Here is a 13,984-nt window from a genome sequence, read left to right as displayed (position 1 = left end):
ATGGCGTCTCGTAACCCGTTCGGCTCAAGCGTAGCCCGTTTTTCGATACGAGACGGACCCGTATCGCAAAGTCTGGGTAAAGGGTTCCGGACCGGGCGGCGAGCAGAGGGGGACGGACGGCCCGTGCCCCGGGTCTTTGCGGCGGGCGGGCGGCGTGCAAGCATGGGAGCAGATCCGGGGACGCCGTACGGCGCCACGAGACGACAACCCTTCAGGAGCCTGTTCGATGAACGCTTCTCCGCTTCAGCCTGCCCCGTCGCAGGAAGGCACCGTGCTCTACGGCGGCATCACCAACCGGCGCGTGACCGTGCGCGACCTGGCCAGGGCCAAGCAGCAGGGCGAGCGCTGGGCGATGCTGACCGCCTACGACGCGCTGACCGCCGGTGTCTTCGACGAGGCGGGCATCCCGGTGCTGCTCGTCGGCGACTCGGCCGGCAACTGCCACCTCGGCTACGAGAACACCGTGCCGGTGACCATGGACCAGATGGTGATGCTCTCCGCGGCCGTCGTCCGCGGCACCAAGCGGGCCCTCGTCGTCGGCGACATGCCCTTCGGCTCGTACCAGGAGTCGCCGGCCCAGGCGATGCACAACGCCGCCCGCCTGATGAAGGAGGCCGGCGTCGGCGCGGTGAAGCTGGAGGGCGGGGAGCGCAGCGCCCGTTCGATCGAGCTGCTGGTCGAGGCCGGCATCCCGGTGATGGCCCACATCGGCCTCACCCCGCAGTCCGTGCACGCCTTCGGCGGCTACCCCGTCCAGGGCCGCGGCGACGAGGCCGCCCACCAGCTGCTGCGCGACGCCAAGGCCGTGCAGCAGGCCGGCGCCTTCTCCGTGGTGCTGGAGGCGGTGCCCGCCGAGCTCGCCGCCCAGGTCACCGAGCAGCTGGCGATCCCGACCGTCGGCATCGGCGCGGGCGTCGGCACCGACGCCCAGGTGCTGGTCTGGACGGACATGGCCGGCATGACGGCCGGCCGGGTGCCGAAGTTCGTCAAGCAGTACGCCAACCTGCGGGCCGTCCTCGGCGACGCCGCCCGCGAGTTCGCGGCCGAGGTCACCGCGGGTACCTTCCCGGCGCCCGAGCACAGCTTCAGCTGACCCCGGCACAGCCTGCCGGCCGGCCGACGGCACCGCACCGGCTGACGCAGCGCCACGGCGCACCCGCCCCCGCGGCGGGTGCGCCGTCGGCGTACCGGGGCGCCGACAGCGGATCGTCAGCGGGGTGACAGTGGGGTGACAGCGGACGGCGGCGGCCGGACCCGCGCTGGCAGTCGGACGACAGAGCGGCGACAGCGGGCCCGGGCAGTCTGTGGGACATGACACCGATCGCCACCGCCCCGAACGACCGGGGGCCCCGCAACCACGCCGTGGAGGTCCGCGGCATCGTCAAGACCTTCGGCGCCACCCGTGCGCTCGACGGCGTCGACCTGACCGTCCGCGAGGGCACCGTGCTCGGCCTGCTCGGCCCGAACGGCGCCGGCAAGACCACCCTGGTGCGGATCCTCTCCACCCTGATGAAGCCGGACGCGGGCACCGCCGTCGTCGGCGGCTACGACGTGCTGCGCCAGCCCAAGCAGCTGCGCCGCACCATCGGCCTCACCGGCCAGTACGCCTCGGTGGACGAGCTGCTCTCCGGCTACGAGAACCTCTACCTGATCGGCCGGCTGCTCGACCTCTCCGCCAAGGAGTCCAAGGCCCGCGCCGGCGAGCTGCTGGAGCGCTTCTCGCTCACCGAGGCCGCCAAACGGCCCGCCAAGACCTACTCCGGCGGCATGCGCCGTCGTCTCGACCTCGCCGCCTCGATGATCGGCCGCCCGAAGGTCCTCTACCTGGACGAGCCCACCACCGGCCTCGACCCGCGCACCCGCAACGAGGTCTGGGACGAGGTCCAGCGGATGGTCGCCGAGGGCTCCACCGTGCTGCTGACCACCCAGTACATGGAGGAGGCCGAGCAGCTCGCCCACGAGCTCACCGTGATCGACCGCGGCCGGGTCATCGCCGCCGGCGGCATCGAGGAGCTCAAGACCCAGGTCGGCGGCCAGACGCTGCAGGTCCGCCCGCTGCACCCGGCCGAACTGCCCGAGATGGCCCGCTGCCTGCACGAGGCCGGCGTCGCCGCCACCTTCTCCGCCGACACCGGCCTGCTCTCCGTGCAGCTCACCGGCGAGGACCAGCTCACCGCCGTCGTCGGCGTCCTCGGCACCCGCGGCTTCGGCATCGCGGGCATCGACACCAAGCTCCCCAGCCTCGACGAGGTCTTCCTCGCCATCACCGGCAAGCCGTCCGCCCCCGCCGCCCCGATCCTCGACAAGGAGCCCGTGGCATGACCGCCGCCACCCTCGCCCCCGCCACCGCCCACGCGGACGACCCGCGGATCGGCCTCGCCGGACACCTGCGCCACGTCGGCGCGCTGACCCGCCGCAACCTGATGCGGATCAAGGCCGACCCGGAGTCGATGCTCGACGCGCTGCTGATCCCGATCATCTTCACCGTGCTGTTCGTCTACGTCTTCGGCGGCGCGGTCTCCGGCAGCCAGCACGACTACATCCAGTACATGATCCCGGGCCTGCTCGGCACCACCGGCCTCAACCTGGCGATGGCCGTCGGCACCGGACTGAACAGCGACTTCCAGACCGGTGTGATGGACCGCTTCCGGACCCTGCCGATCGGCCGGGCCGCGGTGCTGCTGTCCAAGATCGTCGCCGAGACCTGCCGCGGCCTGGTCTCCTTCACCATCCTCATCGGCTTCTCGATGATCCTCGGGCTGGAGATCAAGACCGGCTTCCTGCAGCTGCTGGCTGCGGTCGGCCTGTCCCTGCTGTTCGGCATGTCGATCGTCTGGATCTCGATGCTGCTCGGCATGTCGCTGCGCAGCGCCCAGGCCGTGCAGGGCGTCAGCATGCTGGTCATGATGCCGCTGCAGTTCGGCAGCTCGATCTTCGCGCCGACCACCACCATGCCCGGCTGGCTGCAGGCCTTCACCGAGTACAACCCGCTGTCCGCGCTGGCCGACGCCTGCCGCAACCTGATCAACGGCGGCCCGCTCACCCACTCGGTGACGATCGTGCTCGCCTGGTCGGTGGCGATCACCGCCGTCACCGCGCCGCTGGCCGTGGCCCGCTTCCGCAAGCGGACCTGACGCCGCGCCGGACTTCCGCCCGGCACGGCGTCAGAAGGCGCCGGGGTCGTCCATCAGGGCGGCCGCCTCCGAGAGGGTGAGGCGGCCGCCCTCGGCGTACCCGGCCTCGTACGCCTCGGCGCCGAGCAGGCCGGTCAGCACCTGCGCCATGCGGTCGCGCTCCCGGCGCTCCATGTACGAGCCGCGGCTGCCGTGCAGGGCGTCGTGGGCGCCGAGCAGCACGGCCGCCCGGCCGGCCGCGGGCCGCGGGTCCTCCTGCTGCTCGGCGAGCGCCAGCACGATGCCGGTGGCCGGCAGCATCAGCATCACCGCCATGTGCTCGGCGAAGGCGGTCGCCCCGCCGGGCACGCCCTTCATCTCCCGGCGTCCCACGGCGAGCAGTTCCAGGCCGCGCGGCGCGTCGCCGGCCCGGGCGGTGACCCAGCCGCGGATACAGGCGACGATGCCCTCGAACACCCCCGGCACGATCGGCCCGAACGCCCGGTTGTTCATCTCCAGCCGGTCGAGCTCCGCCAGCGCCCGGGCGTACTCGCCGCGCTGCGTGAGGATGTTGCAGAGCACCAGCCGGCCGTAGAGCATCGTGCCGTCGGCCGCGTGGTTGGCGGCCCGGACGGACTCCAGCGCCTCGCGGATCCGCCGCTCGCCGTCGGCCTCGTCGAACTCGAACAGCGCCTCGCCGAGCCGGACCTCCAGCAGCGGCACCTCCTGCCAGGCGCCGAGCTCGGCGGCGATCTCGATGGCCTGCCGGTAGGCCTCTGCCGCCCGCAGTCCGTCGCCCTGCTTGGCGGCGTTCTCGGCCTGCGCGGAGAGCGCCTCGGACATGCCCCAGCGATTGCCGAGGCGGGTGAAGATGTCCAGCGCCTCGGCGCTGTCGGCGACCGCCTGGTCGAGGCCGCCGACCCAGTCGTTGAGCAGCCGGGCCCGCAGTTGCAGGGCGAAGGCGAGATCCAGCGGGCGGCCGTACCGGCGGCAGCCGTCGACGGCGTCGTCCATCGTCTCGCGCATCCGGTCCAGCTCGCCGGAGAGGAAGACCGCGAACACCCGCAGCAGCGCCGGGAACCGGTAGGACTGCGGCAGGTCCGGGGTGTAGGTGGCCAGCACCCGGTTCGCCAGCTCGATCGCGGCCGGGTCGCCGATCGCCGCCATGTTGCCGGTGAACAGGTCGACCAGGCGGTGCAGTTGGACCTGCCGACGGGCCTCGTCCAGCATCTCCTGCGGCAGCGGCGGCGGCGCGTCCAGCGGGTCGGCCTCCAGCGGCACCGGCTTCGGCGCGTCGTCGGCGTAGGCGTCGGGGCCGAGCGCGCAGACCGCGTCGTACCACTCGCGGGCCTCGCGCCGGTTGTCGCGCAGCGACCAGAACCAGCTCATGCCGAGCACCAGGACGAGCGCCTCCTCCTCGTCGCCGAGCTCGACGGCGGTGCGCAGCGCGGCGCGGATGTTCTCCTGCTCGCCGTCGAGCTCGGCGAGCCGGTCGATCTGCTCGTGCCCGTGGATGTGGTGGTCGGCGATCCGGACGAGCTCGCGGAAGGAGCGGACGTGGCGCTGCGCGGCGCCGTCGCCGCCGGCCTCGGCGAGCTTCTCGGCGGCGTACTCGTGAATGGTCTCCAGCATCCAGTAGCGCGGGCCGTTCTCCAGGTCGGCGACCACCAGGGACTTGTCGACCAGGGAGAGCAGCAGGTCGGCGACGTCCTCGCGGCGTACCTGCGTGCCGTCGGCGACGACCTGCTCGGCGGCCTCCAGGGTGCAGCCGCCGGCGAAGACGGAGAGCCGGCGCAGCACGGCGCGTTCGCGTTCACCGAGCAGGTCCCAGCTCCAGTCGACGACGGCGCGCAGGGTCTGCTGGCGGGGCAGCAGGGTGCGGGAGCCGGCGGTGAGCAGGGCGAACCGGCTGTCGAGGCGGTCGGCGAGCTGGCGCGGGGTCAGGCCGCGCAGCCGGGCGGCGGCGAGCTCGATGGCGAGCGGCAGGCCGTCCAGGCGGCGGCATATCTCGGCACAGGCCTCCGGGTCCTCGGCGGGGTCGAAGCCGGGCCGGGCGGCGGCGCCGCGTTCGGCGAGCAGGCGCAGCGCGGCCGGGTCGGGCAGCGGCTCGACCGGCAGCACGGCCTCGCCGGGGACGCCGAGCGGCTCCCGGCTGGTGGCGAGGACGGTGAGCCCGGGGCACTCGGCGAGCAGCCGGTCGGCGAGTTCGGCGGCGGTCTGCACGAGGTGCTCGCAGTTGTCGAGGACGAGCAGCATCCGGCGCGGGGCGCAGTGCTCGACCAGCCGGCGGACGGGGTCGCTGCGGCGGGCGTCCATCACCTCGGCGACGGCGCCGCCGGTGTGCAGCACCGTCTCGCGCAGGCCGAGCGCGGCGGCGACGGCGCCGGGGACGGCCAGGGAGTCCTCCAGCGGGGCGAGCTCGACCATCCACACGCCGTCCGGCCAGGAGCCGCCGCGCTGGGCGGCACGGCCGGCCTCCACGGAGAGCCTGGTCTTGCCGGAGCCGCCGGGGCCGGTGAGCGTGGTGAGCCGGCCCGCCGTCAGGGCGCGGCCGAGGGCGGTGAGATCGCCGTCGCGGCCGACGAAGCTGGTGAGCCGGGGCCGGAGGTTGCCGGCCGCGGCAGTCGGCACGGCCGGGACGGTCAGGACGGCGGCGGCCGGTGCGGGCGCCGGGGCCGGTGCGGGCGCCGCGGCGGGTGCCGGTACGGCGGCCGGTGCGGGCGCCAGCAGTTCGGCGTGCAGGGCCCGCAGCTCCGGGCCGGGGTCGGTGCCGAGCCGGTCGGCCAGGATGCGGCGGGTGTCCTCGTAGCGTTGCAGGGCCTCGGCGGTGCGGCCCTCGGCGCGCAGGGCGCGGATCGCCAGCGCGTGCAACTGCTCGTCGAGCGGGTGCAGTTCGCAGAGTTCGGCGAGTTCGGCGGTGAGGTCGGCGGTGTTGCCGAGGGCGAGGTCGGCGGTGATCCGGTGCCGCCGGGCCTCCTCGCGCCGGGCCTCCAGCCGGACGGCGGGGCCGGCCCGGTCGGGCAGGTCGGCGAGGGCCGGGCCACGCCACAGCGCGAGCGCGCTGTGCAGCCGGTCGGCGGCCTCCTGGTGGTCGCCGGCGGCGAGGGCCCGGCGGCCGTCGGCGGCGAGCCGCAGGAAGTCGTCGGCGTCGGTGCGGCGACCGGTCAGCCAGTAGCCGGCCGGCCCGGAGCCGATCTCCTCGCGGCCGATGGTGCGGCGCAGCCGGCCGACCAGGGTCTGCAGGGCGGCGGAGGAGTCCTGCGGCGGTTCGTCGCCCCACACCTCGTCGACCAGCAGGTCGGCCGGGACGGGCCGGCCCTGGCGCAGGGCGAGCGCGGCCAGCAGGGCGCGCAGCCGGGCTCCGCCGAGCGGTACCGGGGTGCCGTCGTCGTGGTGGGCCGTGGTGGTGCCGAGGATGCCGTAGTGCACGGGCCCATTCTGGTCGACGGGCAGCGCGGCGGGCGCACGGATATTCGCACCGGTGGAACCGTGGGCGGGTGCGGTGCGTTCTTCGGTGACGGCTTGTCGCGGTCGCGAGCCGCGCGGCATGATCGTCCCCTGCCCGCCCCCGGCCATCCACGGAGCTTTCGCACCATGACCTTCGCCACCACGCAGCGCCGCAGCGAGGAGAGCCGGATCAGCCCGGTCTTCTGGGTGCTGCTCGCGACCCTGGCCACCTCCGCGTGGGCGGTGGTGAGCGGTTTCGGCAATCCCCGCTTCGGGGTGTTCCTCTTCGTGGTGGCGGGCTGGATGGTCTCGCTCTGCCTGCATGAGTACGCGCACGCGCGGACGGCCCTGCACAGCGGGGACATCACCATCGGCGCCAAGGGCTACCTGACGCTGAACCCGTTCAAGTACGCGCACGCGCTGCTGAGCTTCGTGCTGCCGGTGATCTTCGTGATCATGGGCGGTATCGGCCTGCCGGGCGGTGCGGTGTACATCGAGCGGCACCGGATCCGCGGCCGGCTCAAGCACAGCCTGATCTCGGCGGCCGGCCCGCTGGTGAACGTGGTGATCGGCATCGGCCTGCTCGTCCTGGTCAGCTCCGGGGTGTTCGACGACCCGGCGCACCCCGCGGTGCTGGACGGCCGGGAGCTGATCGTCTCGGCCTTCCCCGCGGCCCTCGGATTCCTGGCGTTCCTGCAGGTCAGCGCGGCGCTGCTGAACCTGCTGCCGGTGCCCGGCCTGGACGGCTACGGCATCGTCGAGCCCTGGCTGTCGCTGAAGACCCGCCGCGCGATCGAGCCCTTCGCGCCGTACGGCATGCTCGCGGTGTTCGTGATCTTCTGGCAGACGGCGGCCAGCCGCTGGTTCTCCGAGCTGGTCTTCGCGATCACCGACCTGTTCGGCGTCTCCAAGGCCTACCCGGTGGTCGGGCAGTTCCTCTTCCGCTTCTGGGAGTGACGCGGAGGGCCCGGAGCTGCCGGCCCTGAGCCGCAGCTCCGGAGCTGCCGGTCTAGAGCTGCTGCTCGGCGCGGGCGGCGGCCGCGGCGCGCTCGTGGCGGTCCTTGCGGATGTAGTACCAGGCCATGTTCGAGGCGACGCCGGCCATCAGCACCCAGATCACGCCGAACCAGTTGCCCTCGACGAAGGAGACGACGGCGGCCGTCACGGCGAGCACGAGGACGATCGAGGCGAGCAGGGCGTTGCGGGGCATGGCGGGACTCCTGGGTGGGGGCACCGCCGGCCTGGGCCGGCGGCAGCGGACACCCCATTCTCACCGACCGGCGCCCGCGCGGCGGCCGAGGCCCCCTCCTGCGGGCCGTCCGGACCTGCGGGAGGGGACCTTCGGCGGCCGTTCGTCCGACCGTCGGTCCCCTCCCCCGAACGGCTCAGACGTCGGTGATCCTCAGCCCGGCGTGCGCCTTGTAGCGGCGGTTCACCGAGATCAGGTTGGCGACCAGCGACTCGACCTGGTGGGCGTTGCGCAGCCGTCCGGCGAAGATGCCGCGCATGCCGGGGATCCGCTCGGCCAGCGCCTGCACGGTGTCGGTGGCGGCGCGGTCCTCGCCGAGCACCATCACGTCGGTGTCGATCTCCTCGATCGAGGCGTCCTGCAGCAGGACCGCCGACAGGTGGTGGAAGGCGGCGGTCACCCGGGAGGCGGGCAGCAGGGCGGCGGCCTGCTGGGCGGCGCTGCCCTCCTCCGGCTTGAGCGCGTAGGCGCCCTGCTTGTCGAAGCCGAGCGGGTTGACGCAGTCCACCACGATCTTTCCGGCGAGTTCCTCGCGCAGGGCCGCGAGGGTGGCGGCGTGGCCGTCCCACGGCACGGCGACGATCACGACGTCGCTCTCCCGGGCGCACGCCGCGTTGTCCGCGCCGCGCACGCCGAGTCCGAGCTCCTCGGCGGCGGCCACGGCCCGTTCGGCCGTCCGGGAGCCGATGACCACCTGCTGGCCGGCCTTGGCCAGCCGGTAGGCGAGGCCGCGGCCCTGGTCGCCGGTGCCGCCGAGGACACCCACGACGAGCGAGGACACGTCGAGCGGAGCGGGGGCCGCCGCGGCGGCGGGATTCACCGATTCGGGTTGCGTCATGGACAAGATCCTGCCAAAGCCCCGGCCGCTCCTCCATGCTGTGCCGCATGGACGCGGTGAGACTTTCCGCACTGAGCGCGACCTTGGCCGGCAGCGGCCTGCTGGACGTCACCCGGGCCTTCGGCGGCGCCCTGCACCGATCGGTCACCCGGCGTACCGCGGCGGGCCTGCTGCTGGTCGGCACCGAACGCTACGAGCCGTGGCACCTGGCCGCGCACCTGGACGAGGAGGCGGCCTGTTCCGGCGTCGCCGGTCTGGCCCCGGTGCTGGTGCGGCACGAGGTCCCGGCGGCGGCCCCGGCGCACCTGGCGCACGGGCTGCGGCGGCTCGGCGAGGCGCCGCGCGGCAGCACCGTGCTGGTGGTGGCGCCGCACGAGCCGGGCGAGGGGCTGCTGGAGCGGGTCGAGGACGCGCGCCGCGGCGGCGCGACGGTTCTCGCCCTGGACACCGGCGACGCCGAACTGGGCGCACTCGCCCACGAGCGGCTGGCGGTGCCGGTGGCCGGCGAGGGCCCGTTCGACCTGGTGCAGCACCTGGTCGGCGCGGCCGCCTCGGCGCGGCCCGCCCGGGGGCTGCGCAGCCGGCTGGCCGGGCTCGCCGGGCGCCTGGTCGCGCCGCCGGTGCTGCGCTGGTGACCGCGCACCGCGGATCGGTGGTGTACGGCCGGTAATTCGGTTGCCTGCGGTGCCGGGCCGACCGAGGATGGCCGACCGTGACTTCCGAACCACCGCCACCGCCGTCGAAGCGGCTGCGCACCGCCCTGCGCGGACTGCTCCCCGACACCGCGCCCTGGCGCAGCTCGCGGGACTTCCGGCTGCTCTGGAGCTCGGGCTGCGTCAGCAGCCTGGGCAGCTTCCTCACCTACGTCGCGGTGCCGCTGCAGATCAAGGACCTCACCGGTTCCTCCTTCCAGGTGGGCCTGGTCGGCGCGGTCGAGCTGGTGCCGCTGGTGGTGTTCGGCCTGTGGGGCGGAGCACTCGCGGACGCGATGGACCGGCGCCGGCTGGTCCTGCTCGCGGAGGCCGGGCTCGGCCTGCTGAGCGCGCTGCTGCTGGTCAACGCACTGCTGCCGCAGCCGCTGCTGTGGCCGATCTACGTGGTCGCCGCGCTGGTCGCGGCGGTGGACGGGCTGCAGCGTCCGGCGCTGGACTCGCTCACCCCGCGGATCGTGCCGCACGAGCAGCTGACGGCCGCCTTCGCCCTCAACTCGCTCTACCGGAACGTCGGTTCGGTGGCCGGGCCGGCGCTGGCGGGTGTGGTCGTGGCGGTCGCCGGGGTGCAGACCGCCTTCGCGCTGGACGTCGCAAGCTTCGCGGTCTCGCTGCTGCTGCTCGCCCGGATCCGCGCGGTGCCGCCGCCGTCCGGCGCCGAGCGGCCCTCGCTGCGGGCGGTCGCGACCGGCGTGCGGTACGCGTGGAGCCGCAAGGACCTGCTCGGCACCTACGCGATCGACGTCTGCGCGATGCTGTTCGCCTTCCCGGTGGCGATCTTCCCTTTCCTGGCCGCCGAGTTGGACGCAGGCTGGGCGCTCGGCCTGCTGTACGGCGCCTCGGCGGCCGGTGCGCTGGCCGTCTCGGCGACCAGCGGCTGGACCTCCCGGATCCATCGGCACGGCCGGATGCTCGTCCTCGCCGCGCTCGGCTGGGGCGCCGCGATGACGCTCGCCGGCCTGACCGGCCACATCTGGCTGGTGCTGCTCTGCCTGGCCGCGGCCGGCGGCGCCGACCAGATCAGCGGCATCGCCCGCTCCACCCTCTGGAACCAGTCGATCCCGGACGAACTGCGCGGCCGGCTCGCCGGGGTGGAGCTGCTCAGCTACTCGGTCGGCCCGCAGCTGGGCCAGGTCCGGGCCGGCGGCGCGGCCGGACTGATCGGCGTGCGCGGCGCGATCTGGAGCGGCGGCGCGGTCTGCGTGGTCGGCGTCGCGCTGCTGGCCGTGGCGCTGCCGAGCCTGCTCGCCTACGACGACCGGACGGACCCCAACGCGGCGGCCGTGCGGGCCGCGGCCCAGACCCGCGACGCCGACGGCCGGGAGCCGGTGCCGGCGGCCTGACGGCGGATCGGCCGCGCCCGGCCCGGCCCGTCAGTCCTCGTCGGCGTCCTTGGACGGGCCGTCGTGCCAGCGCGGGTCGTTCTGCCACTCCCGGTTGCGTTCGGCGGCGATCTCCAGCGCCGCGGCGGCCTCGCCGGGGGTGGCGTACGGGCCGAGCCGGTCCTTGGCCGGGCACTCCGGGCCCTCCTCGACCTTGCCGTGCTTGATGCAGTAGAACCACTCGCCGGGCTTGCCGGTGGCCTTGCGGCCGAATCCCATGGGCATGAGAGCTGCTCCTGTTCGCTTCGTCGTCCCGGGATGATCCTTTCCCGGCGCCGCGCCCGTACACACGGGGCACCCCCGCCCGACGCCCGTACGGCGACCGGGTCGGCAGGGGCCCGGCGGATAGACTCGCGGCATGGCTCTCGTACCCGGCACCGTGTCCCCCACCCGCAAGGTTCCCGCGCACATCGCGCGCCCGGAGTACGTGGGCAGGCCCGCGCCCACGCCGTACACCGGCCCGGAGGTGCAGAGCGCCGAGACGGTCGAGAAGATGCGGATCGCCGGCGGGATCGCCGCCCGGGCGATGGAGGAGGCGGCCAAGCTCATCGCGCCGGGCGTCACCACCGACGAACTGGACGCGGTCGCGCACGCCTACATGTGCGACCACGGCGCCTACCCGTCCGACCTCGGCTACCGCGGCTTCCCGAAGTCGATCTGCACCTCGATCAACGAGGTGATCTGCCACGGCATCCCGGACTCGACGGTCCTTCAGGACGGCGACATCGTCAACATCGACGCCACCGCCTACATCCACGGCGTGCACGGCGACCTCAACGCCACCTACCTGTGCGGCAACGTCGACGAGGAGTCCAAGCTGCTCGTCGAGCGCACCCGGGAGGCGCTCAACCGGGCGATCAAGGCGGTCAGGCCGGGCCGGCAGATCAACGTCATCGGACGGGTCATCGAGTCCTACGCCAAGCGCTTCGACTACGGCGTCGTCCGCGACTTCACCGGCCACGGCATCAACACCTCGTTCCACTCCGGCCTGATCGTCCCGCACTACGACAGCGAGCGGGCCACCGAGGTGATCAAGCCGGGCATGACCTTCACCATCGAGCCGATGCTGACCCTGGGCACGTACGACTACGACATCTGGGAGGACGGCTGGACGGTCGTCACCAAGGACCGCAAGCGGACCGCCCAGTTCGAGCACACCCTGGTGGTCACCGCCGACGGCGCGGAGATCCTCACCCTGCCGTAGGACTTCACCGGGACGGACGGGGCCGCGGATTTCCGTTATCCGCGGCCCCGGGTGCGATCTCCCAGGGCAAGGAGCACCACCCACCCTCGCGCCGTCCGTCCTGCCCTCCCCCGGGCCGCCGGGCGGCACTGCCCCCGGGAGCACCGTCCATGACCCTCGACCGCAGATCCCTCGGAGCCGTCCTCGCCGCGCTGACCGCCGCCGCCTCACTGGCCGCCTGCGGGCCGGCCGACTCCTCCGACGGCGCGACCGCCGCCGCACCGGCGAGCACCACCGCGGTGGCCCAGGACCTGCCGGCGCCGCTGCCGAGCCCGACCTCCGCCACGCCGACCACCGCGAGCCCCTCGGCGAGCGCGGCGCCCAGCCGCTCGGCCACCGCGGCCGCGTCCACCCCGGCCGCCGCCGCCAAGCGCGTCTCGCTGGCCGGCTACAACGCGTCCGCGAACGCCCAGAAGGAGATCGACGGGGCCCTCGCCCTGGCGAAGTCCGACGGCCGACGCGTGCTGCTCGACTTCGGCACCAACGAGTGCGGGGTCTGCCGGGCCGTCGACGGGCTCTTCGCCAAGAGCCGGATCCGCAGCACCCTGGACGCCTCGTACCACGTGGTGAAGATCGACCTGGAGAACAACCGGACCAACATGGCGATCCTCGGCCGCTACGACAGCTCGCACGGCTTCAGCACCCCCGTGATCATCGTCGTCGACGCCAAGAACTCGGTCGTCACCAACACCAACCGGACGGGCCTGCCGAAGCTGACCGAGACCGGCTTCGACGGCTTCCTCCGCCAGTGGGCGAAGTGACGGCGCCCCGGCCGGGCCGGACGTGGACGGCCGTGCTCGCGGCCGGGCTGGTGCTCGGCCCGACCGCCGGCTGCGCCTCCACCGCCCGCCCGGCGGCGGCCCCGTCCTCGGCGCGGTTCACCGAGAACGGCGTCACGGTCGACCTCTCCGTCGACCGGTGGGACGGCTCGGCCGGCACCCTGAGCGCCGTGTTCACCCCCACCGCGGCGGGCTACCACCTCTACAGCCTCGACCTGCCGCCCGGCGGCGTCGACGGCATCGGACGGCCGATCGCGCTACGGCTGCGCGGCGGCCTGGAACAGACCGGCCGGCCGGCCACCGGCTCCCCCGTGCACGACCTCCAACTGCCCGGCGGGCTGCCGCCGGTACCGGTCTACCCGGACGGCCCGGTCACCGTCACCCTGCCCGTGCACCGCGCCCACGAGGGGCCGGCCACCGTGCTGGTCGGCTACGCCGCGTGCAGCGAGACCAAGGGCTGTCTGTTCCCCGTCGACTCCCACCCGGTCGAACTGACCGTCGACGACGGCTCGGTGCGGTTCGCCGCCCCCGGCCGGGCCACGCCGAGCAGCTGACCGCGCCCCCATCCCCGCGGCCGTACCGGGCCCCACCCGGTACGGCCGCCGGCCCGAACCCGGCACCCGGACGACCCGGCACCCCGACAGCCCGGACGACCCAGTAACCGGACGACCCAGTAACCGGACGAACACACCCATGGACAGACCGATGCAGGACTCCGCGCCGCCGCCCGCGGAGGGCGCACCCGCCCGCCGTTCCCACGGGCCCGCCGACCGCCACCGGGCCGCGGTCCTCGGCTACGCACGCCTGTGCTGCCCGGACGAGGCCACCGCCCGCCGCCTGGTCGACGAGGCCTCCCGCAACCTCCCCACGGCCGGCGCGCGGCGGCCGCACCTGGTGGCCGCGGTCCGGTGCACGGCCGCGCTGTGGGCGGACACCGGACGGGCGGCCGACCTCTCGGACGGCTTCCGCGCCTGGCTGCACGCCGCGGCCGCCCACCACCCCGGGCCGGACCTCGCCGGCGCCCTGGCCGCCGTCGAACAGGACGCGCCACTGCTGCAGGCCTTCCGCCGACTGCCCGAGCACCGGCAGGAGGAGCTGTGGCACGGCCTCGGCCCGGACGGGGACCTGCGCCCGCCCGCACCGCCCACCCGCACCGCCCTCTTCGACACCTACCTGCAGGTGTACGCGGCACGGGTGCCCGCCCGGGCCTGCCGCCAGCTGGT

The 13,984-nt window shown here is 74.2% G+C and carries 13 protein-coding genes and 1 pseudogene; 10 read left to right on the top strand and 4 right to left on the bottom strand.

Going from position 1 to position 13,984, the window contains the following annotated elements:
- Positions 1–226: 226 nt before the first annotated feature.
- The 3 genes from panB (at position 227) to KSNIM_RS26710 (ending at position 3,134) form a co-directional block, all read left to right on the top strand.
- Entirely contained in the window at positions 227–1,093 is an 867-nt protein-coding gene (gene panB / locus KSNIM_RS26720; RefSeq protein ID WP_263105674.1) for a 3-methyl-2-oxobutanoate hydroxymethyltransferase, read from the top strand.
- A gap of 218 nt (positions 1,094–1,311) precedes the next feature.
- A complete protein-coding gene (locus KSNIM_RS26715) occupies positions 1,312–2,322 on the top strand; it encodes an ATP-binding cassette domain-containing protein (protein WP_263105673.1) in 1,011 nt (336 codons plus the stop codon).
- Positions 2,319–3,134, top strand: a complete 816-nt coding sequence (locus KSNIM_RS26710) for an ABC transporter permease (RefSeq protein WP_263105672.1) — start codon at positions 2,319–2,321, stop codon at positions 3,132–3,134. Before KSNIM_RS26715 ends, KSNIM_RS26710 begins: the two co-directional genes overlap by 4 nt.
- Positions 3,135–3,164: 30 nt before the next feature.
- Here the strand turns inward: KSNIM_RS26710 and KSNIM_RS26705 are convergent, their stop codons facing one another.
- Positions 3,165–6,542: an AfsR/SARP family transcriptional regulator gene (locus tag KSNIM_RS26705; RefSeq protein WP_263105671.1), complete on the bottom strand. Its 3,378-nt coding sequence runs from the start codon at positions 6,540–6,542 to the stop codon at positions 3,165–3,167.
- Positions 6,543–6,707: 165 nt separating this feature from the next.
- On the opposite strand from KSNIM_RS26705, the gene KSNIM_RS26700 reads away from it, so the two are divergent.
- Positions 6,708–7,517 (top strand): site-2 protease family protein, encoded by an 810-nt coding sequence (locus tag KSNIM_RS26700; RefSeq protein WP_263105670.1) that lies wholly within the window; start codon positions 6,708–6,710, stop codon positions 7,515–7,517.
- 52 nt (positions 7,518–7,569) lie between these two features.
- Here KSNIM_RS26700 and KSNIM_RS26695 read toward each other — a convergent pair whose 3' ends face one another.
- The gene (locus KSNIM_RS26695; RefSeq protein WP_263105669.1) at positions 7,570–7,770 is read right to left on the bottom strand and encodes a hypothetical protein; all 201 of its coding nucleotides are present in this window, start codon (positions 7,768–7,770) and stop codon (positions 7,570–7,572) included.
- A 175-nt stretch (positions 7,771–7,945) separates the two neighbouring features.
- Positions 7,946–8,647, bottom strand: coding sequence for an NADPH-dependent F420 reductase (npdG, locus tag KSNIM_RS26690; RefSeq protein ID WP_263105668.1), 702 nt, complete (start codon positions 8,645–8,647; stop codon positions 7,946–7,948).
- A gap of 47 nt (positions 8,648–8,694) precedes the next feature.
- On the opposite strand from npdG, the gene KSNIM_RS26685 reads away from it, so the two are divergent.
- Positions 8,695–9,282, top strand: a complete 588-nt coding sequence (locus KSNIM_RS26685) for a hypothetical protein (protein ID WP_263105667.1) — start codon at positions 8,695–8,697, stop codon at positions 9,280–9,282.
- 77 nt (positions 9,283–9,359) lie between these two features.
- The gene (locus KSNIM_RS26680) at positions 9,360–10,700 is read left to right on the top strand and encodes an MFS transporter (protein WP_263105666.1); all 1,341 of its coding nucleotides are present in this window, start codon (positions 9,360–9,362) and stop codon (positions 10,698–10,700) included.
- 30 nt (positions 10,701–10,730) lie between these two features.
- Here KSNIM_RS26680 and KSNIM_RS26675 read toward each other — a convergent pair whose 3' ends face one another.
- Complete coding sequence (locus KSNIM_RS26675) at positions 10,731–10,964, bottom strand: hypothetical protein (RefSeq protein ID WP_263105665.1); 234 nt, start codon at positions 10,962–10,964, stop codon at positions 10,731–10,733.
- Between the two features lie 133 nt (positions 10,965–11,097).
- On the opposite strand from KSNIM_RS26675, the gene map reads away from it, so the two are divergent.
- From map to KSNIM_RS26655, 4 genes and pseudogenes are all read left to right on the top strand, one after another.
- Positions 11,098–11,943 (top strand): type I methionyl aminopeptidase, encoded by an 846-nt coding sequence (map, locus tag KSNIM_RS26670; protein ID WP_263105664.1) that lies wholly within the window; start codon positions 11,098–11,100, stop codon positions 11,941–11,943.
- Positions 11,944–12,092: 149 nt separating this feature from the next.
- Positions 12,093–12,743 (top strand): thioredoxin family protein, encoded by a 651-nt coding sequence (locus tag KSNIM_RS26665; protein ID WP_263105663.1) that lies wholly within the window; start codon positions 12,093–12,095, stop codon positions 12,741–12,743.
- Positions 12,740–13,315 carry a hypothetical protein gene (locus tag KSNIM_RS26660; protein WP_263105662.1) on the top strand — a complete coding sequence of 192 codons (576 nt, stop codon included), beginning with the start codon at positions 12,740–12,742 and terminating at the stop codon, positions 13,313–13,315. Before KSNIM_RS26665 ends, KSNIM_RS26660 begins: the two co-directional genes overlap by 4 nt.
- Before the next feature lie 139 nt (positions 13,316–13,454).
- Positions 13,455–13,984, top strand: a pseudogene (locus KSNIM_RS26655) (hypothetical protein); the annotation flags it as partial.

Source organism: Kitasatospora sp. DSM 101779, from assembly GCF_025655475.1.
Taxonomy (GTDB): domain Bacteria; phylum Actinomycetota; class Actinomycetes; order Streptomycetales; family Streptomycetaceae; genus Kitasatospora.
This window is presented reverse-complemented; position numbering and strand designations above follow the sequence as displayed.